The 19,541-nt window shown below is 67.9% G+C and carries 20 protein-coding genes; 9 read left to right on the plus strand and 11 right to left on the minus strand.

The window, feature by feature from the left end; all coding sequences use genetic code 11:
• Positions 1-6: 6 nt before the first annotated feature.
• Genes HPY32_RS03800 through HPY32_RS03810 form a run of 3 tightly spaced genes read right to left on the minus strand, consistent with a single transcriptional unit; the run spans position 7 to position 2,616 of the window.
• Complete coding sequence (locus HPY32_RS03800; RefSeq protein ID WP_067583366.1) at positions 7-1,014, minus strand: ABC transporter ATP-binding protein; 1,008 nt, start codon at positions 1,012-1,014, stop codon at positions 7-9.
• Positions 1,011-1,841 (minus strand): ABC transporter permease, encoded by an 831-nt coding sequence (locus HPY32_RS03805; protein WP_067583368.1) that lies wholly within the window; start codon positions 1,839-1,841, stop codon positions 1,011-1,013. Before HPY32_RS03805 ends, HPY32_RS03800 begins: the two co-directional genes overlap by 4 nt.
• Complete coding sequence (locus HPY32_RS03810; protein WP_231951491.1) at positions 1,834-2,616, minus strand: ABC transporter permease; 783 nt, start codon at positions 2,614-2,616, stop codon at positions 1,834-1,836. The genes HPY32_RS03805 and HPY32_RS03810 overlap by 8 nt, the downstream gene beginning before the upstream one ends.
• A gap of 528 nt (positions 2,617-3,144) precedes the next feature.
• Here HPY32_RS03810 and HPY32_RS03815 point away from each other — a divergent pair.
• From HPY32_RS03815 to HPY32_RS03835, 5 genes are read left to right on the plus strand one after another with little or no spacing between them, the layout of a single operon-like run.
• The gene (locus HPY32_RS03815) at positions 3,145-4,266 is read left to right on the plus strand and encodes a sugar ABC transporter substrate-binding protein (protein ID WP_067583379.1); all 1,122 of its coding nucleotides are present in this window, start codon (positions 3,145-3,147) and stop codon (positions 4,264-4,266) included.
• The gene (locus HPY32_RS03820; protein WP_067583380.1) at positions 4,266-5,039 is read left to right on the plus strand and encodes an ATP-binding cassette domain-containing protein; all 774 of its coding nucleotides are present in this window, start codon (positions 4,266-4,268) and stop codon (positions 5,037-5,039) included. The genes HPY32_RS03815 and HPY32_RS03820 overlap by 1 nt, the downstream gene beginning before the upstream one ends.
• A gap of 16 nt (positions 5,040-5,055) precedes the next feature.
• Positions 5,056-6,477 (plus strand): sugar ABC transporter permease, encoded by a 1,422-nt coding sequence (locus tag HPY32_RS03825; protein WP_067583381.1) that lies wholly within the window; start codon positions 5,056-5,058, stop codon positions 6,475-6,477.
• Positions 6,478-6,531: 54 nt separating this feature from the next.
• Positions 6,532-7,689, plus strand: coding sequence for an ROK family transcriptional regulator (locus tag HPY32_RS03830; RefSeq protein ID WP_156674233.1), 1,158 nt, complete (start codon positions 6,532-6,534; stop codon positions 7,687-7,689).
• 28 nt (positions 7,690-7,717) lie between these two features.
• A complete protein-coding gene (locus HPY32_RS03835; protein ID WP_067583390.1) occupies positions 7,718-8,614 on the plus strand; it encodes a LysR substrate-binding domain-containing protein in 897 nt (298 codons plus the stop codon).
• On the opposite strand, the gene HPY32_RS03840 is transcribed toward HPY32_RS03835, so the two are convergent.
• The 4 genes from HPY32_RS03840 to HPY32_RS03855 all read right to left on the minus strand — a co-directional run bounded on the left by HPY32_RS03840 (position 8,589) and on the right by HPY32_RS03855 (position 12,307).
• A complete protein-coding gene (locus tag HPY32_RS03840) occupies positions 8,589-9,425 on the minus strand; it encodes a M24 family metallopeptidase (protein WP_067583393.1) in 837 nt (278 codons plus the stop codon). The genes HPY32_RS03835 and HPY32_RS03840 overlap by 26 nt on opposite strands.
• Positions 9,426-9,610: 185 nt before the next feature.
• Complete coding sequence (locus HPY32_RS03845) at positions 9,611-11,212, minus strand: peptide ABC transporter substrate-binding protein (RefSeq protein ID WP_231951492.1); 1,602 nt, start codon at positions 11,210-11,212, stop codon at positions 9,611-9,613.
• A 139-nt stretch (positions 11,213-11,351) separates the two neighbouring features.
• Positions 11,352-11,771, minus strand: coding sequence for a pyridoxamine 5'-phosphate oxidase family protein (locus tag HPY32_RS03850; RefSeq protein ID WP_171982708.1), 420 nt, complete (start codon positions 11,769-11,771; stop codon positions 11,352-11,354).
• Between the two features lie 83 nt (positions 11,772-11,854).
• The gene (locus tag HPY32_RS03855) at positions 11,855-12,307 is read right to left on the minus strand and encodes a winged helix-turn-helix transcriptional regulator (protein ID WP_067583399.1); all 453 of its coding nucleotides are present in this window, start codon (positions 12,305-12,307) and stop codon (positions 11,855-11,857) included.
• Positions 12,308-12,392: 85 nt separating this feature from the next.
• Between HPY32_RS03855 and HPY32_RS03860 the strand changes: the two genes are divergently transcribed.
• Positions 12,393-13,634 (plus strand): MFS transporter, encoded by a 1,242-nt coding sequence (locus HPY32_RS03860; protein ID WP_231951493.1) that lies wholly within the window; start codon positions 12,393-12,395, stop codon positions 13,632-13,634.
• Here HPY32_RS03860 and HPY32_RS03865 read toward each other — a convergent pair.
• The gene (locus tag HPY32_RS03865) at positions 13,622-14,065 is read right to left on the minus strand and encodes a PIN domain-containing protein (protein ID WP_067583402.1); all 444 of its coding nucleotides are present in this window, start codon (positions 14,063-14,065) and stop codon (positions 13,622-13,624) included. The two genes, HPY32_RS03860 and HPY32_RS03865, sit on opposite strands and share 13 nt — an antisense overlap.
• On the minus strand, positions 14,062-14,292 hold the full coding sequence (locus tag HPY32_RS03870) for a ribbon-helix-helix protein, CopG family (RefSeq protein WP_067583405.1): 231 nt from the start codon (positions 14,290-14,292) through the stop codon (positions 14,062-14,064). Before HPY32_RS03870 ends, HPY32_RS03865 begins: the two co-directional genes overlap by 4 nt.
• A gap of 85 nt (positions 14,293-14,377) precedes the next feature.
• Here HPY32_RS03870 and HPY32_RS03875 point away from each other — a divergent pair, with 85 nt between their 5' ends.
• A complete protein-coding gene (locus HPY32_RS03875) occupies positions 14,378-15,040 on the plus strand; it encodes an HAD-IA family hydrolase (RefSeq protein WP_067583408.1) in 663 nt (220 codons plus the stop codon).
• Positions 15,041-15,046: 6 nt separating this feature from the next.
• On the opposite strand, the gene HPY32_RS03880 is transcribed toward HPY32_RS03875, so the two are convergent.
• Positions 15,047-15,979: an alpha/beta fold hydrolase gene (locus HPY32_RS03880; RefSeq protein ID WP_067583411.1), complete on the minus strand. Its 933-nt coding sequence runs from the start codon at positions 15,977-15,979 to the stop codon at positions 15,047-15,049.
• 113 nt (positions 15,980-16,092) lie between these two features.
• On the opposite strand from HPY32_RS03880, the gene HPY32_RS03885 reads away from it, so the two are divergent.
• The gene (locus tag HPY32_RS03885) at positions 16,093-17,064 is read left to right on the plus strand and encodes a helix-turn-helix transcriptional regulator (RefSeq protein ID WP_067583414.1); all 972 of its coding nucleotides are present in this window, start codon (positions 16,093-16,095) and stop codon (positions 17,062-17,064) included.
• Positions 17,065-17,116: 52 nt separating this feature from the next.
• Positions 17,117-18,340, plus strand: a complete 1,224-nt coding sequence (locus HPY32_RS03890) for an MFS transporter (protein ID WP_067583417.1) — start codon at positions 17,117-17,119, stop codon at positions 18,338-18,340.
• Here the strand turns inward: HPY32_RS03890 and HPY32_RS03895 are convergent.
• Positions 18,294-19,541, minus strand: coding sequence for an MFS transporter (locus HPY32_RS03895; protein WP_171982709.1), 1,248 nt, complete (start codon positions 19,539-19,541; stop codon positions 18,294-18,296). The genes HPY32_RS03890 and HPY32_RS03895 overlap by 47 nt on opposite strands.

The raw sequence follows: 19,541 nt of genomic DNA on the forward strand, positions 1-19,541 counted from the left end.
CGGTCGTCAGGCCCACCCGGGCGGGCGGGCACGCAGCAGCGAGGATTCGGCCTGGGTCTGGTAGATCCGGCGCACCACCTCCTCGATGCCGGGCTCCTCGATGGACAGGTCCCGGACCTCCGCGCGCGCCGAGACGGCGGTGAGAAGCTGTGCGGCCGTGGTGGTTTCGGGGTCGAAGGCGAGCCGCTGCCGGATGCCGCCGCCCTCGCTGGAGATCAGTTCCGCCCCCGGCAGCCCGGTCAGGTCGGGGGTGGGCGCGGCGAGATCGACGACCAGTCCGCGCCGCATCCCGGCGGTGGCGGCGAGCCCGGTCAGCGAGCCGTCGTAGACCAGCCGCCCCCGGTCGACCACCAGCACCCGCTCGCACAGCCGCTCGATATCGCCCATGTCGTGGGTGGTCAGCAGCAGCGTGGTGCCGCGCTGAATCCGCTCGTAGCACAGGAATTCGCGTAATCGCTGCTTGGACAGCACATCCAGGCCGATGGTGGGCTCGTCGAGGATCAGCAGCTCGGGCGAATGCAGCAGGGCCGCAGCGATTTCCGCGCGCATGCGCTGCCCGAGCGAGAGCTGCCGCACCGGGGTGTCGAGGGTCGCGGCCATGTCCAGCTGCTCCACCAGTTCGTGCGTGCGCTTGCGCACCAGCTCCGGGTGCAGCCGGTGGATGGCCGCCAGGATCGTGAACGATTCGCGCAGCGGCAGATCCCACCACAGCTGCGATCGCTGGCCGAACACCACCCCGATCCGCCCGGCCAGCTCGCGGCGCTGGCGCACCGGCTCCAGCCCGCAGGTGCGGACCGTGCCCGCGGTGGGCACCAGGATGCCGGTGAGCATCTTGATGGTGGTGGACTTGCCCGCGCCGTTGGCCCCGATATAGCCGACGGCGGCGCCGCATTCGACGCTGAAGCTCATCCGGTCGACCGCCGTCAGCACCTCCCGCCGTCTGCGCAGCCGCCCGTCCTCCCGCCGCCATGACACGAATTGCCGTGTCAGATCGGTGATCTCGATCGCCGTCATCCGCCGCCTCCCTGGTAGTGCCGCACACCCACATGCCAGCAAGTCAGAGCGAGAATCCAGATCCACAGCGCCGCACCGGGAGTCGCCCAGGCCAGCCACGCCGGCAGCCAGGGGGGACCGGGGCGGCCCAGCAACGCGATGGTGGGCAGATAGCCGACGAACGACACCGGCACCGCGAATCCGAACAGCAGCCGCAGCGGTGCGCCGAACACCGCGGTCGGCTGCTGGGCGGCGAAGGAGCCGCCGTAGGTGAAGCTGTTGGTCAGCTCCGCGCCGTCGATGAGGAAGAACTGTAATCCCGCCGCGCACACGAACAGTCCGGCGAAGATCGCGGTCCCACCCGCCAGCGACAAGCCAAGCAACGCCAATCGTGTTGCGGTCCAAGCGATATGGTTGCAGACCAGACCCGCGACGAGCACCGTCCCGGCCACCGCGGCGCGCGCCAGCCGGCGCAGCGAGATGTCGCTGGTGATCAGCTGCAACAGCAGCGGCTGCGGGCGCAGGTGGAAGGCGTCCAGGGTGCCCATCCGGATGTAGGTGGGCAGGGTGTCGGTGTGCCCGACCAGGACCTGGGCGAGCGCGAAGGCGAGATTGGCCAGCCCGAACAGCAGCAGCATGGCGGTGCTGTCGATGCCGCCGAGCACGTGCACATTGCGGTAGATGACCCACACCTCGGCGAATTCCACCGCGCCGACCAGCAGCGAGGACAGCATGTCCGCGGCGAACGACAGCGGATACGCCTGCTGCGAACGCATCCGGGAGCGCAGCACCGCCCGGTAGGGCGTGAACCAGTGCCCGTGCGCGACCGGCACATTCCGGTCAACCACCCTGCACCTCCAGCTTGCAGCGCCCCGCGCGCAGCAGCAGCCGCCCGGCGGCCAGCCCGGCCAGCACCCAGAGCAGTTGCAGCGCCAGGATCTGCGCGGCCGCGCCGCCGCCGACGCGACCGGACAGCACGTCGATCGGGCCCTGCAGCAGCGAGGGGAAGGGGGTGCAGTCGGCGGCGGTGCGCAGCCAGGACGGGAACAGGTGCACCGGGACGAACAGCCCGGCCAGGAAGGTCGCGACGATCTGATAGAGCAGCCGGATGCCGCGCGTCTCCACCAGCCAGAATCCGGCCAGGCTCACCGCGAACAGCAGCAGGAACGAAATCGTCACCGCCAGTACCACACTGACCGCGCCGAGCAGATACGGCGCGACGGCGCGCGGCAGCGCGAGCTGGGTGCTCAGCAACCCGGCGAGCACGCTCGGCAGGCCGCGCAGCAGCAGGGTGCAGCCCGCGCGCCCGAGATCGGCGGCCAGATAGGAGAGCTGGATATCGACCGGGCGCAGGAAATCGATGGCGACATCGCCGTTCTTGATCCGGTCGACGATGTCCAGCGCCGGACCCATCACCCCGAGCGAGCCCAGCAACCCTTGGGACAGCCAGACATACGCGCCGATCGATGTGGAATCGTAGCCGCCCAGACCGGCCGTGGTGTGCACCGCCGCCAGCATCACCGAGGCGCGGATGAGACCGAACACGACATTGGTGAACATGCCCGCGAACATCGCCAGTCGATAGTGCCACTGCCTGCGGAAACCCGCCTCAGCCAGTCGCACGTAGACTGCTGCATCAGCATGCACAGTCAAACCACGCTACGGCCATCCTGTCCCGTTCACAACAGGGTCCGGAAATCGCGGCTGTTCCGATATTGATACCGACCGGTATTCGACTCGCAATCGTGTACTGCCCCGAATTCCAGGGGCGCAGCAATTACGTAACACGGTGTCGGTCAACGCGATACCCTCCCTCGAGCGTCCGGTAATACCGAACAAACCCCCACATTGCGTGGAGCTGCCGACGATCAACCGAATTCGAACGGCTTTCGCCGCAGGCGTTTTCGCCTTCGCCGCCGTCGCGGGAATCCGCCTGATTCGGTCTCGGTGACTGGAACTGCTCCCTCACCGTCGACGGTACCGGCGGCCGCGGTGGCGTTCCCCTCGAAGTGACTTGTGCCACACCGTTGTTCAATTGTGACCTCTGCCGCGCCGCGGGTGCCATATGTTGTTGCCTACAACATTTGGCCGACGCCGTCCGGAACCTCCCGAGCCGGGCCCGTGGGCCGCCAGCTCGAAAGGTTTCACCTGATGGGGACGAAAACGTCCGGGGCCGTCGCGGTTGTGCTCGCGGGCCTGCTGACCCTCACCGCCTGCGGTTCCAACTCCAGCAAGACCACTCCGACCACCAGCGGTGGCTCCAGCGGCGGGGGAGCGAACGGGACCGTCGGGGTGATCCTGCCGGAGACGGCGACCTCGGCGCGCTGGGAGGGTTTCGACCGGCCCATGCTGCAGAAGGCGTTGAGCGCCCAGGGATTCGACGCCGACGTCGAGAACGCGCAGGGCGACGTGCAGAAGTTCACCACGCTGGCCGACGGCATGATCGCCAAGGGCGTGAAGGTGCTGGTGATCGCCTCCATCAATAGCGAGGTCGGCACGGCGGTCGCGAACAAGGCGCGCAAGGCGGGCATCCCGACCATCGATTACGACCGGCTCAACCTCGGCGGATCGTCCGACTACTACGTGTCCTTCGACAATGTGCGGGTCGGCCAGCTGCAAGGGCAGGCCCTGGCCGACGCGCTGAAGGATCGCCACGGCGGGCAGGTCATCGAGATCGAGGGCGCGCCCACCGACAACAACGCCACCCTGTTCGCGCAGGGACAGCGCAAAGCCCTGCAGCCGCTCTACGATTCGGGCGCGCTGAAGCTGGTGGCCAGCCAGCCCATCGACGGCTGGGACAACCAGAAGGGCGGCCAGGTCTTCGAGCAACTGCTCACCGGCAACGGCGGCAAGGTCGACGGCGTCGTGGCCGCCAACGACGGCCTGGCCGGGGCCATCATCACCGTGCTGAAGAAGAACGGCCTGAACGGCAAGGTCCCGGTGACCGGCCAGGACGCCACCGCCGACGGCCTGAAGGCGGTGCTGCGCGGCGATCAGTACATGACCGTGTTCAAGCCGATCCAGGACGAGGCCACGGCTGCCGCCAAACTGGCCGCGGCCCTGGCCAAGGGCGACAAGGCCGCCGCCGACGCCATCGCCACCGCCAGCACCCAGGACCCCAAGGGCAACCGCCAGGTGAAATCGGTGCTGCTGGACCCGCATACGATCACCCGCGCCGACGTCAAGCAGGTCGTCGATCAGGGCTACGTCAAGGCGAGCGAATTGTGCACCGGTGATGTCGCATCGGCCTGCGGCCAGCTCGGGATCTCGTGATGACCGAACCCCTACTGCACATCACCGGCCTGAACAAGAGCTTCGGTGCCGTCCATGTCCTGCACGATGTCGAATTCACCGCTCCCGCAGGCGAAGTCACCGCGCTGGTCGGGGACAACGGTGCGGGTAAGTCGACGCTGGTGAAGTGTATTGCCGGGATCCATCCCGCCGACTCGGGGGAGATCCGGTTCCGCGGTGCACAGGTGCACCTGCGCGGGCCGAAAGACGCTGCGGCACTGGGCATCGAGGTCGTCTACCAGGATCTCGCGCTGGCCGACAATCTCGACATCGTGCAGAACATGTTCCTCGGCCGGGAGCGCGGCAGGCCGTGGTTCATGGACGAGGCGGCCATGGAGGACGCGGCGCGGCGCACGCTCGCCTCGCTGTCGGTGCGAACGGTGAAGTCCGTCCGCACCCCGGTGTCGTCGCTGTCGGGCGGGCAGCGCCAGACCGTGGCGATCGCGAAATCGGTGCTGTGGAACAGCAATCTGGTGTTGCTGGACGAACCGACGGCCGCCCTCGGGGTGGCCCAGACCCGGCAGGTGCTCGACCTGGTGCGCCGGCTGGCCGAACAGGGCCTGGGCGTGGTGCTGATCAGCCACAACCTCGCCGACGTGTTCGAGGTCGCCGACCGGATCGCGGTGCTGTACCTGGGCCGGATGGCGGCCCAGGTGCGGACCGCCGAGGTCACCCAGAACCAGGTCGTGGAACTGATCACCGCGGGCCGTTCCGGCGATCTGGGCCTGGCCCGGCCGGAATCCGCGGTGCTGTAGCAGGAAAGACAGTGTGATGACGCAAGTTTCGGCCGACAAACCCGCAGAGACGGCGATCGCCGATTTCGGCATCGATACCACCACGGTGTCCACGGCCGAGGCCGTGCGCGCCTACGTGGCCCGGGTGCGGGGCGGTGAGATCGGTTCGCTGCCAGCACTTTTGGGGCTGGTGGTGCTGATCGTGCTGTTCTCGGCGCTGTCGGACGTGTTCTTCTCGCTCAACAACATCGCCAATCTGCTGGCGCAGGGCGCGGGGCAGACCATCATCGCGATGGGCATCGTGTACGTGCTGCTGCTCGGGGAGATCGACCTGTCCGCCGGTACCGCGTCCGGGGTGGCGGGCGCGGTGCTGGCCATGCACTTCGTCGACAATGGAAATCTGTTGTCGGGCATGGGAAACACGGTGTTCATCGTGTTCAACGGGCTGCTGGTGCTGGCGGCGGTGCTGGCCGCGCTGCTGCGGATCTGGCCCGGGGTGGCCATGTCGCTGCTGGGCGTGGTGATCACGGTGGTCGGCGTGCACGCCAATCCGTGGATCGAGATGCTGCTGGCGGTCTGCGTGGGCACCGCGATCGGCTGCATCACCGGCTTTCTGATCGCGCGGATCGGAATGCCGTCGTTCGTGGTGACGCTGGCGCTGTTCCTCGCCTGGCAGGGCGCGATCCTGCAATTGATCGGCGAGGGTGGCGTGCTGGGCATCAGCTCCTCGCACGTGCTCGATCAGGTGGCCAACGGCAATCTGTCGGTGCCGTGGAGCTGGGTGCTGTTCGTGGTCGCCGCGGGCGGGTACGGGGGCGTCACGCTGATCGGCCACTTCCGCAGGCGGGCAAGGGGTTTGGTGAGCTCGCCGACGCCGCTGGTGCTCGGCAGGGTGGCGGCGCTGACCGTGCTGGCCGCGGTGGCGACGGCGCTGATGTCGGTGAACCGGTCGCCGAGCCCGCTGATCAGGATCTCCGGGGTGCCGTACGTGGTGCCGATCGTGCTGGTGCTGTTGACCATCGGCACCTACGTGCTCAATCGCACCACCTACGGCCGCCACCTGTACGCGATCGGCGGCAACCGGGAGGCCGCGCGCCGGGCCGGGATCAATGTGACCCAGCTGCGGGCCAGCGTTTTCGTGATCTGCTCCGGGTGCGCGGCGGTCGGTGCGATCGTCTACTCCTCCAAGGTCGGCTCGGTGGATCCGCAGGCGGGCGGGTTGAATACGCTGCTGTTCGCGGTCGGCGCGGCGGTGATCGGCGGGGCGTCGCTGTTCGGCGGCAAGGGCCGGGTGGCCGACGCGGTGATCGGCGGTGCGGTGCTGGCGGTGGTCGGCAATGGTCTGGGCCTGCTGCGGCAGCCCGCGGCGGTGGTCTCCATCGTCACCGGGCTGGTGCTGCTGCTGGCCGCCACGGTGGACGCGTTGTCGCGGCGGCGGGCCGCGGCGACGGGGAAGTGATCCGCACCGAGGGTGGTACGACGATGAGGGGTCCACGATGCTGTTCACGAGGTCATGACGGTCGCCAGGCCGGACGAGGTGCGCCGCTACAACCGGACCTCGCTGCTGCGGCTGCTGCACGTGGGCGGTCCGGCCACCCGCGCCACGCTCGCGGCCGAGTTGGGGCTGAACCGGTCCACGATCAAGATGCTGGTGGACGGATTGGCCGGGGACGGCGTCGTCCAGGAGCGGGTGCCGCGGCTGGCCCAGGGTGCGGGGCGGCCGTCGCTGCTGGTGCTGCCGCAGTCGCAGGCGGTGGTGGTGCTCGCGGTGGACGTGCAGGTCGAGCACGCCGCGGTGGCCCTGGTCGGGCTGGGCGGTCAGATCCTCGGCCGGATGAGCTGGAATCTGCGTGGGCGGCAACGGGATCCGGACGAGGTCGTCTGCCATGTCGCGGAGAACGCCGCGCTGCTGGCGCAGGACCTGCAGCTGCGTCCGGTGGCGGCGGGGGTGTCGGTGCCCGGGGTGGTGCGGCGCTCGGACGGGCTGGTGCACGACGCGTCGAATCTCGGCTGGCGGCAGGTGCCGCTGGGGGAGCGGGTGGGCAGGGTGCTCGGCGTGCCGGTGGTGGTCGGTAACGACGCCGAATTCGGTGCGCTGGCCGAATATGTGCGCGGCGTGGGGCGCGGGGCGTCGGACGCGGTGTTCGTCTCCGCCGATGTCGGGGTGGGCGGCGGCATCATCGCGCAGGGCAGCCTGCTGCGCGGCTCGGCCGGATATCTCGGTGAGATCGGGCATATGACGGTCCGCCCCGGCGGCCGAATCTGCCACTGCGGCAACGAGGGCTGCTGGGAGACCGAGGTGGGGGAGGCGGCGCTGCGCCGGGCGCTGGGCCTGCCCGACGGCAGCCCGCGCGGCGCGATCGTCGCGGAAATGCGGGAGCTACAGCGGGATTCGGACCCGGCGGCGCGGCTCGGCGACTACGTCGACTGGCTGGTACTGGGCCTGGTCAATGTCGTCAATATCCTCGGCCCGGAACTGGTGGTGCTGGGCGACCTGTTCACCACGCTGCCGATGCCGGTGGTGGCCCTGGCCCAGGAGCAGGTCCGCCGCCGCAGCATGGTCAGCCGGGCACTGGGCGGGGTGCGCATCGAAAAGTCGTCGCTGGGCGTGGATCTGAAGCTGCTCGGCGCGGCCGAGGCCGCCTTCGAGGACGTGCTCGCCAGCGTGTGAGGCGCTGGTCGGCTGCTAATCTCTCGGCGTGAAATCTCAGGCGAATTTGGCCGCGCTGCGGGCGCTGGAAGCCGCGGAGCGCCTGCACAGCTATTCGCTCGCGGCGCAGGAGCTTTTCCTCACCCACAGCGCGATCAGCCACCAGATTCGCCAGCTGGAAACGATGATCGGCGCGCCGCTGTTCGTCCGTTCCGGTAATTCCATGCGGCCCACCGCCGCCTGCCGCCGACTGGCCGTCAGCCTGCGCCGCAGCCTGCACGACATCGATACGGCCCTACGGCTGGCGGCCACCGCCGACAATGGCGCGACGCTGCCGCTGGAGTTGAGCGCCATGTCCGATCTCGCCGACGCCTGGCTGATCCCGAAATTAGGCGAATTCACCGACGCGCATCCGGGCGTTCGTTTTTCGCTCCGTCGGCACGCCGACATCGCATCCCCGGACCCGGCATCGGTCGATATCGGAATCTGGCATCGCCCCGTCGAATTGCGGGGATTTCGTTTGGTGCGGCTGCCCGAGGACACGGTCATCGCCGTCTGCAGCCCCGAACTCCTGACCCGATATCCCGGCCTGACCGCCGACACGCTGCCCGATGCACCGTTGCTGCACTTCGGAACCCGATCCTGGCGCGAATTCCTCGAGGCCGCGGGCTGCGCCGATGCCGAGCCGTCGGCGGATGTGACCTTCACCGATGCCGGGGGGCTGCTCGGCGCGGCGCTGGCGGGCCGGGGCGTCGCCATGATCCGGACGCTCATCGCGACGCCCTACCTCGACACCGGCCGCCTGCTCCGGATCGGCGATATCGAAATCCCCGCGCACCTCGGCTATTTCGTCACCTGGCGTGAGGACCACCCGCGGGCGGCCGACATCACGGCGTTCTCCGACTGGCTGTGCGCGCAGCTCAGCGCCGGTGATCGTAGAAGGTGACGTCCTCACCCTCGCGCAGATCGAGCACCTCGCACCCGGTATCGGTGACCGCGACCACGTGCTCCCAGTAGGTCGTCAGCGAACCATCCGCCGATACCGCCGATCGCGTCGAATTCGGTAGCCGCACACCCTCGCCGCTGCCCGCGCTGATGAACGGTTCCACGGTGATGACCATGCCCTTCTCCAGCACCCGCCCCGCGTTGGTCGGATCCTCGTAATACGGAATCAGCCAGCCGTCCGCGTGCACCCGACCGATCGAATGCCCGGTCGCGCTGGCCACCCGGAGCATGGAGAAACCGTACGACTCCACATACGCCTGCACCTGCCGGGCGATCGACTGCACCTGGGCCCCGGGCCGCACCAGGCTGATACCCAGGCACATGGCCTGATACCCCACCGCATTCAACAACCGGGCCTGCGCGGAGGTTTCGTCACCCACGATCCACATCCGCTGGGTATCGCCGCACCAGCCGTCCTTCTTCAGGCTGACGTCGACGCCGAACAGATCGCCCTTCCGCAGCGGAATCTCGCTCGGCTCACCGCTGAACGCGACCTCGTTGTGCGCGATGGACACCGCCGCGTATTCGCTGGAGTCGTAGCCGGACAGATCTTCCCGATCTATTTCCGCACCGTATTTATTGACGATCAGATCGTGGGCGATATCGTTGATCTGCATCGAGGTCACCCCGGGCCTGATGTGCGGCGTCAGCTCCTCCAGCACGCGGGCGGAAATTCCGCCCGCCACCCGCAGCATCGCGATCTCGTCGGGCGTCTTGACCGAAATTTCGTCGTAGTCGACTCCGTGCCCCATGGCAAACCTCCTGTTTTTCGGATTCCGGCCGAGAGCATGCCGGAATGACGAATGCCGAACCGGCCGGAATGACAGGAACCATTATTTCCCGCCCGAGAGGAGGTTGGCCAACGAGAGATATTGGACAGCGATGTGAATGAATTTCACAGGCGTGCCGGGCTTTTCGCGGCCCGGCACGCCCGGTCTTACTTCTCGATGTCTTCGAAGTCGAACAGCCCGCTCCAGGACAGCGGTGCCTGCTTCACCTTGTCGGATCGGCCCGCGTTGGCGATGTAGTCGTACATCGGGATGTCGGCCATATCGTCGATCAGCAGCGCCTGCGCCTGGGAGATGATCCGGTAGGAATCCTCCGGCGTGAGCGCCGCCTGCGCGGCGTCGATCAGCTTGTCGAATGCGGGGTTGGCGTAACCGATGTCGTTGGTGCCGGAACCGCTGTAGAACTGCGACACCAGGAACTCCAGCATCGACGGGTAGTCACCCTGCCACCCGTACCGGAACGCCTTGCCGATGGTCTTCGAGGTGATCGCGTCGCGCATCTGCTTGAAGGTCGGGTAGGGGAATCCGGTGGCGTCGATGCCGAGGGTGTTCTTGATGCTGTTGGCGGTGGCGTCGACCCACGCCTGATGGCCGCCGTCGGCGTTGTAGCCGATCTGATAGCTGCCCGACCACGGCGAGATCGCGTTGGCCTGCTCCCACAGCTTCTTGGCCTGGTCCGGATTGTATTGCAGCGCCTCCTGACCGGGCAGGTTGCCGTTGAACCCGGGCAGGGTCGCGGCCGTGAAGTCGCGCGACGGAATGCGGCTGCCGTGGAAGATGTTGTCGCAGATCTGCTGCCGGTTGATGGCCATCGAAATCGCCTTGCGCCGCAGCACTCCCTCCGGACCGGTGAAGTGCGGCAGGTTCTGCTGCATGCCGATGTGCATGCTCTGCGCGACCGGCTTGGCAATGGCCCGATCGCCGAGATCCTTCTTGTAGGTGGCCAGCGCGCTGTCCGGAACCGTGTCCAGCGCATCGAGATTGCCCGCCAGCAGATCGGCGTAGGCGGTGTCCATGGATTGATACATCACGAACTCGATGCCCTTGTTCTTCGCCGGGCGGCCGCCGTGATAATCCGGATTCGGGGCGACGTCGATCCGCACATTGTGCTGCCACTGCGTGAGCTTGTACGGGCCGTTGCCGATCGGATTCTGTCCGAACGCCTTCATATCCTTGTAGGCGACATCGGGCAGCGGGTAGAACGGCGCGAACCCGAGCGACAACTCGAAATCGATCGACGGGCGGGCCAGATCGACGGTGAACGTGTGGTCGTCGAGCACCTTCAGCCCCGACATGGTCTGCGCCTTGGGCGGGCTGGCCGACACGTCGTCGTATCCGGCGATCGACTGGTACGCCCAGTTCTGTAGCTGCGCATTGGTGCTCAGCGCGCCGAAGTTCCAGGCGTCGACGAAGGACTTCGCGGTGACCGGGGTGCCGTCGGTGAACTTCCAGTCCGGCTTGATGGTGATCTTGTAATGCTGGCGGTCGGTGGTGTCGATGGACTGCGCCATCTCGTTGAAGACCTTGCCGTCGGCGTCGTAGTACTTCAGTCCGGCGAACAGCCGGTCGACGACCCGGCCGCCCTGGTTCTCGTTGGTATTCGACGGAATCAGCGGATTCTGCGGCTCCCCACCGTTCACGGTGACGATGTCGCTCGCGGCGCCCCCGCCGCCGGACGAACATCCCGTCAGACCGAGGCCGGTGGCCAGTAAGGCGGCCGTCACCAGCGCACCCAATCGTGTGAATCGCACAGCGCTCTCCCATCTCGCCCAGCACGGACTGATGCGGACAGTAGCCATTTCCGACGATTCCGGCATGCGTTTCCGGTGATTGCGGCGTGCCGCCCTTGTGATTGCGGCACGCCGTCCGCGGCCGACGGATAGCGGGGCGCTACTCCTTCGTGTAGTCCGTGCTCAGCCACCGTTCCGGGCGCATGCGAATGAGCAGCGATCCGGTGCCGTAGTTCTGCTCGGTGAAGGCCGTGCCCTCGGCCTCGCCGAGGTAGCGAATCGCGATGGGGCGGACCATGTCCGGGGTGGCGGGCTCGATGGTGGTCACCGGGCCTTCCGCCGTGACATACCGGTACGGCGGCTGTTCCACCTGGGCGGTGAGGGAGAAGCGGCCCGCGGCGCGGATCAGTTTCTCCTTCACCGACCCCTGCTCGGTCCAGATCAACACCTCGCCGCCCGGCTCGTAGCCGTACCAGATCGGCACCGACAGCGGCGCCCGGTCGGGCCGCTCGACGGCGATCACCCCCACGTGGAGTTCGGCCAGGAACTTCTCGCGCTCTTCGCCGGTCATCTTCGCCATCGAAAGTCCTTTCGGGTTGGTGTCGCCGGATCTGACGTATCAACAACCGCCCGGGGCGGCAGCGTATTTCCGACTTGTCGGTTTCATTCGATCTTGTGTACCCGGGTCGTCGCCGCCGTGACGGGTCGGCCGTCGTGGCCTTCGGCGCGCAGCGCGGCGACGGGATTGCCGTGCCGGTCGACGAGTGTCGAGTGGGGTTCGCCGTCGGTGAAGGCGTGCCGTTCGCCCCACTGGCGCAGGGCCACGACGAGGGTGAACAGGTCCTGTCCGGCCTCGGTGAGCCGGTAGCTGTGCCGCTTGCCGCCGGGGGTGGTGGTCGTGGCGAGGATGCCGTGGTCGACGAGCCTGCGCAGGCGGTCGGTGAGGATGTTCCGCGCGATCCCGAGCCGCTGCTGGAATTCGGTGAAGGTGGCCGCGCCGTCCATGGCGTCGCGCACGATCAGCAGGCTCCACCGGTCGCCCACGAGATCGACGGTCCGCGCGACCGGGCAGGTGGGATCGGTCCACTCGCGGCCGGATCCGAGTGTCGTGGCCATGAGCCTCTCCTCGATAGGTTGCAATTCGAAACCATTATGCCTTACGGTCGAAGAGTTGCAATTTGCTACTGATTTGGGAGGCGTGGTGGCGACAGGAGTCACGAGAGCGCAGCGATCGGTCCTGGCACTGGTGTGCGCGGTGGCCGTATCGACGATCTATGCGAGCCAGCCGGTGCTGGAGGCGGCGGGCGCGAGCCTGGGATTGGCGCGAGAGTCGTTGGGCGGGTTGGTCGCCGCCGGGCAGATCGGCTACTTCGTCGGTCTGATCCTGCTGGTCCCGCTGGGCGATGTGCTGAATCGCCGTCGGCTCATCATCGCGCACCTGGTGCTCACCGCCGTGGGCGCCGCGGTCACGGCCGTCGCCCCGAACGGTGTCGTCGCGATGGCGGGGCTGGTGGTCGCGGGCCTGTTCGCGGTGGTGGTGCAGGTGGCGGTCGCCTATGTGGCCGCCGCCTCCGCGCCGAGCGAGCGGGGTCGCAATATCGGCGCGGTCACCTCCGGTGTCGTGCTCGGTATTCTCGGCGTCCGCGTCCTCGCGGGCGCCCTGGGCGACACGGTCGGCTGGCGGGCGGTGTACGCGGTGCTCGCCGTGCTCTGCGTGGTCCTGGCGTGCACCGTTCGCGCGACGCTCGACTCCGGCCAGGGGGCTCCCGGCGCGCGGTACACGCAGGTGCTGGCGTCGACGGTGCGGCTCGTGCGCACCGATCGCCTGTTCCTGAGCCGCGGCCTGATCGCCTTCTTCCTGTTCGCGTCCTTCGGAACCCTGTGGAGCGGAGTGGAATTGCCCCTCGGCGCCGCGCCCTGGCATCTCGGCACCACGCAGATCGGGCTGTTCGGATTGCTGGGCCTGGCCGGGGCGCTCGGCGCCGCCCGCGCGGGCCGATGGGCCGACGCCGGTCGCGCCCAAGCGATCACGGGTTCGGCGCTGGCCCTGCTCGCCGCCTCCTGGCTACTCATCGCCCGGCTCGACACCACCCTGTGGCTGCTCGCCCTCGGCATCATCGTCCTCGACTTCGCCGTCCAGGCGGTACAGGTCAGCAACCAACACACCCTGACGGCGGCACACCCCGACCGCGCCAGCGGCATCATCGGCCCATACATGGCCTTCTACTCCCTCGGCTCCGCCCTCGGCGGCCTCACCACCGCCTGGGCATACAGCACCTGGGGATGGTCGGCCTGCTGCTGGATCGGCGCAGGCTACACCCTGGCCGCCCTGCTGGTGTGGGCCGTGGCCCAGGCCACCGGCACCACCCGGCGCGGTGCGGTGCCCGAGGCGCCGGATCTGGCGGACCGCGCGGTCCTGGTAGACGGGGCTCAGTCGTCCTGAAGCAGCAGTCGAAACGAGGGATGGGCGGGCGTCAGAGGGCGGACGGCGCGAAAGTCCTTCTCGTCCAACGTCAATATGTCGTTGGTGAGGTAACGCTCGGCGAGGACGACAGTGACCGCGTCCGCCAGATCGAGCCGGAGACCTCGATACTGCTCGATGATCTGCTGAGCGGCCCGGAGGTCGTCACGGTCGACGGCGGGCACGAGCACCGCGCCCTCCTCGGCCGAGGTGAGCAGATCGTCGAGCACGAGATCGGCTGTGCGGCGGTCTTTTCCGAATCGCGCGACCAACAGATGATCGATCTCATCGAGGACGAGTGGCGAGACGACCGCGACGGAGGTGGCGAGGTATTCGCGAGCCCGCTCGTGCAACCCCGCGGCCCGGTCGTAGGCGGCGATGATGGCCGACGTGTCGGCGATAAAGAAGCTCACTCGCCGTATGCCTCGCCGAGTAGGTCCGCACTGTTGGCGGCGAACTCGGGATCGCCGGAATCGAACGACGGCCACGGGCGGGTGCGGCGGACCTTGTGCGCCCGCAGCAAGACGAGGTCGATACCCTCCCGGATCAGATCGGCTTCCGATCGCCCCGACGCTTCGGCGGCCTCTTTCAAGCGGGCAGCCTGTTCGGGATCGAGGTACACGCTGGTCTTGGCCTTCATGAACGTAGGGTACCGCGTAGGGTACTTGCCGAGGGTGAGCCGACGCGGATTGCGCTGCGGCAGGGGCTGTGGCTACAACCGACTCATGACGGTTACCGCTACGCTTGTTGCCCGCGGTCTGCTCCTTGATATGGACAGCACGCTTGTGAATTCCGAAGCCGCTGTGGAGCGGCTGTGGCGGGGGTGGGCCGCGGCGCACGGGCTGGTTGCCGCGGATGTGTTGGCGGTGGCGCATGGGCGGCAGGGTTGGGCGACCATGGCTGAACTACTGCCTGATCGGCCTATGGAGCTGAACCTTGCCGATAATGCCCGCATGTTGGCGGAGGAGACCGTCGCCGTGGAGGGGGTGGTTCCGGTCGCGGGTGCGCCGTCTTTTATGGCGGCCATTGCGCGACTTCCGCATGCCCTGGTGACCTCCGCCAATATCGCGCTCACCGAATCCCGCATGGGCGCGGCGGGTCTGCCCATACCGGCGATCCGCATTACCTCCGAATCGGTCACGCTCAGCAAGCCCGATCCCGAGGGCTTCCTGAAAGCCGCTGCCGAACTTGGTCTTTCGCCCGAGGAGTGCTTGGTCTTCGAGGACTCCGAGGCGGGGATCGCCGCCGGAAAGGCGGCCGGTATGCGTGTCATCGGCGTCGGCTCGCGCGCCGCCGCCTTCGCGCCGACCGCCCACGTGGACGACCTGACCCGTATTCGCGTGGAGCAGTTGGCCGATGGTGCGATCGCGGTGCATGTGACGGCTTGACCGTGTTCAACTGCTGTGCAGGAACAGTTCGAGTGCGGCCAGTAGCTCGTGCGGTGCGTCCTCGGGGGTGAAATGACCGCTGTGGGGTAGTTCGATGATCGGCGCGTGCGGGTAGGCGAGCCGGAATGCCGGAATGATGTGGCGCGGCAGTAATGCGGTGTCCCGCATGCCCTCCACGAGGATCGCGGGTTTGGCGCACAGGGCGGCGACGGCCTCGGGATTCGGTGCCGCCGGTGCGGCGTTCGGGTCCGGAGCGACCAGTTGCTGGGGGAAGCGGAGCACGCCGCGGCATTCGGCCGGGCCGGTGAAGTGGCTCGAGTACGCGCGAACCCAAGTGGGCGTGATGATCTCGGGCCGAGCGATCGTCTGCAGGGCGAGCATGAGATGGCAGACGGTGGAGCCCGCATTGCCGAGGATCTGCTCCAGGGTGCCGTCCGCATGCGCCGCCGCGGCCCAGCGGAACCAGGAGCTGTCGGCGATATTCGCGGCCATCAGCTCGTCGTATCCGGGAAGGCCCAGCGGCACAACGGTATTGGTGGCGAAGATCCGCGCTACCCGATCGGGGTGCCGCAGCGCGAACCCGGTGCCGATCGGACCGCCCCAGTCGTGCATGACCAGTGTGATGCCGGTGAGATCGAGTTCGTGGGCGAGCAGCACGTCGAGATTGTCGACGTGCTCGACCGCGAGATAGTCGCGATCGGCAGGGGTGGCGCTCTTGCCGAATCCCATGTGGTCGGGCACGATCACGCGCCGGGTGCGCGACAGCGGGCCGATGAGATGCCGCCACAGATATCCCCAGGTCGGCTCCCCGTGCAGCAGCACGATCGGCTCCGCGTCGCGGGGGCCGACGTCGATGTAGTGCTGCCGGAATCCGGCCGCTTCGGTGAAGCTGGCCGCGAAAGGCCAAGTGCCGTCGAAGGTTTCGGTTGCGTCGATCATTCGTTCCTCCGGTGGTCGTTTCGATCGGATCACACCGTAGGCGCGGACCACTGACAGGGGCTGTCAGTGCAGGCGGGCGATTTGCTGTCGGTGGGGGTCGGCAGACTGAGGGGGTGCGTGCGAGCAGGTTGCTGTCCATTGTGTTGTTGCTGCAGGCGCGGGGGCGGATGACGGCGGGGCAGTTGGCGCGGGAGTTGGAGGTGTCGGTTCGTACCGTTTACCGCGATATGGAAGCGTTGAGCGCCGCGGGGATTCCGCTCTACGGCGAGGCCGGTCACGACGGCGGCTACCGGTTGCTCGACGGCTATCAGACGCGGCTGACCGGCATGACGGTCGATGAGGCGGAGGCGCTGTTCCTGTCCGGATTACCCGGTCCGGCCGCCGATCTGGGATTGGGAGCGGTGCTGACCGCCGCCCAGCGGAAACTGATGGCGGCACTGCCGGAACAGGTGCGGGCCCCGGCCGGACGGATCTCTCAGCGATTCCACCTAGATACCGTCGGGTGGTACACCCTCCCGGAGGGGCTCGCGCACCTGCCTGCCGTGGTGGACGCGATCTGGAGCCACCGATGCCTCCGCATCGGATACCGGCGCTGGGCCGATCCCCGGCAAGTGCAGCGCACCCTCCATCCCTACGGCCTGGTCCTCAAATCCGGTCGCTGGTATCTGGTGGCCGCGGCGGGGGAGAGCGTCCGGACCTACCGGGTCTCGCAGATCGTCACACTCGAGGCGCTCGATGAAACCTTCGAGCGCCCCGCCGATTTCGACCTGGCGCGGTACTGGCAGGACTATTTGGACGAGTTCGACGCCCGCCGCCGACAGGGAACCGCCACCGTGCGACTGTCGCCGCACGTGCTGAATCGCCTCGAACACCTGCTCGATCCCGATGTGGTGCGAGCGGTACGCGACACCGCCCGCATCGAATCGGACGGCTGGTCCAGCGCCGAGATCCCCCTGGAAACCATCGAACACACGGCGGGTGTGCTGCTGCGTCTCGGCAGCGACGCCGAGGTTCTCGGCCCGCCCGCCCTGCGTCAGCACATGAGCGAGATCGCCGCCGCCCTGGCCCGCACCTACGCGAAATAGTGCCGGATTCGCTGACACGAGATGTCAGCGAGGCGTCTCTAGATTGCCGGGCATGCCGAAAAGTGTTGCGCCGCGTCCCGATTCCGGACGGTCCGTGCTGCTGTTGCTGGCAGCCGGTCTGTTCGCCATCGGTACCGATGGCTATGTGATCGCCGGATTGTTGTCGCCCATAGGCGCGGATCTGGGTGTCGGCACCGCCGCGGCCGGACGGTTGGTGACCGTGTTCGCTCTGGCCTACGCCCTCGGCGCACCGGTGGCGGGCACGCTGACCGCGCGGTTCTCCCGGCGCGGTGTCCTGCTGGTCGGTCTGGCCGGATTCGCCGCCGCCAACCTGGCCACCACGGTTGTCGGCGACTACGGCGCAATGCTCGCGGCCAGGGTGGTGGCGGCATTGGCGGCCGCCGCTTTCACTCCGGCCGCGTCGGCCGCCGCCGCAACGCTGGTGACCCCCGAACGCCGGGGCCGTGCGCTGGCCACCGTCGGCGCCGGGATCAGCGTGGCCACCGCGGTGGGCGTCCCACTCGGCACGCTCGTCGGCGAATGGTTGGGCTGGCGAGCAACATTCGCCGGAGTCACCGCGCTCGCGACGATCACCGCCCTCGGACTGGCGGCCCTGCTACCGCCGATACCGTCCGATGCGGAGCGCACCACCGAAGGATTCACCGCGATCGCGGACATGCGCGTGTGGGCGGCATTGCTGCTCACCGTGACCTGGATCATGGGAGCATTCACCGTCCTGACCTTCATCGGCCCGGTACTCGTCGCCGCGGCCGGAGTGCACGAGACGGCACTCAGCGCCTGGCTGCTGATCTTCGGCATCGCCGCGGTAGTCGGCAACAACCTCGGCGGCCGAGCCGCCGACCACTACCCAACCGGCCGCCTGCTCCCGATCAGCACCGCCGGACTGGCCGTCGCCCTCGTCATACTCGCGCTGTTGTCCAGCACCGGCGGCCACGGCCGACTCGGCGCGGTATCGGCAGCCGCAGCCATGATCGGATGGGGCATCTTCGGCTGGTCGTTCGCCCCCATCCAACAACACCGCCTCGTCGACCTGGCACCCTCATCCGCCGGAATAGTGCTGTCGTTCAACGCAAGTGCCATTTATATCGGGATCAGCGGAGGAAGCCTGGCGGGCTCCTTCGCCCTGGAACGCCTTGGCGCGGCAGGTGTCGCCTGGACCGGGGGACTGATCGAACTCATCGCTGTCGTCATAGCCGTCGCGATCGCAATCAGCTCGACGTCTCGATACAACCGGTCGTCTGCCGCAGTGCGCTGATGTTGAGACGCCGGGAGCGTTCGGTGACTGCGGTGATGGCGACCGTGGTCAGGGCGAGGGTGGCGGCTGCCAGTGAGCACCATGGGGCGAGGAGGTATCGGCCGGGGTGCCAGGTGATGAGTAGCCCGGCGATGGCTGGTCCCAGTGCGTTACCGAGGTTGAGCATGGCTACGTTGACGCCGGAGGCCAGCGTGGGTGCGTCACCCGCCAGTGCGAACACCCGACCGTTGAGGGCGGGGACGGTGATGCAAGCGGTTGTTCCGAAAAGGAATACGACCACACCCAACACGATCACCGACTGGTGGATCAGCACCATCAATGCCGCGATCGTGATAATGGTGCCGATCAGGCCGGTTGCCATGGTTCGGAGGAAACCGTGTCGGACCGCGGTGCCGCCGAGGGTGACGCCGAGCATGGAGCCGATCCCGAACAGGGCGAGAAGGCCGCCCGTCACGCCGGATCCGAGGTGCCCGATCTGCGTGGTCAGCGGTTGCAGGTAGGTGAATGTGGCGAACATGGCCACCTGGAACAGCACCACCACGGCAAAGGTGACCAGCATCGCCGGACGGATCAGGACGCGTGCCTCCGCGGCCAGTTGCGCGCGCAGGCCGTCGGCGGCCGCCGGTGCGGATTCGATCCCGGTCCGCCCGAGCAGCACGCATCCGGCCACGGCGAGCACGGCAACCAGCACGAAGGCGGCCTGCCAGCCGAAAAACGACCCGGCCCACGCCGAAACCGGCACCCCCACCACGTTCGCCACGGTCATTCCGCCGACCACCACGGCCAGCGCCCGCGCCCGCATCGACGGCTCGACCATGCGCACCGCCGCGACCGCGCCGACGGACAGCTGGGTGGCGCACGCGACACCGGATACCGCCCGCAGGGCGATCACCGCCCAGAAGACCGGGATCGCCGCCGAAAGCACGTGCGCGACAGCGAATGCCGACATCGCGGCGATCAGGGTGCGCCTGGGATGCAACCGGACGGTGAACGCCGCCGTAACGGGCGCGCTGACCATCACCGCGACGGCGAAAACGGTGGTGAGCAACGCGATCACCGGCGCCGGTCGCCGGAACGAGGCGGACATCGCATCGAGCAGGCCCGAGATCATGAATTCGCTGATACACACCGTGAATACGCACGCCGAGAGCACCACCACGCCGGATGGCAGGCGTCCGGTCGGCCTTGTCGTTGTCGTCAT

The organism is Nocardia terpenica (genome assembly GCF_013186535.1).
Classification (GTDB): Bacteria; Actinomycetota; Actinomycetes; order Mycobacteriales; family Mycobacteriaceae; genus Nocardia; species Nocardia terpenica.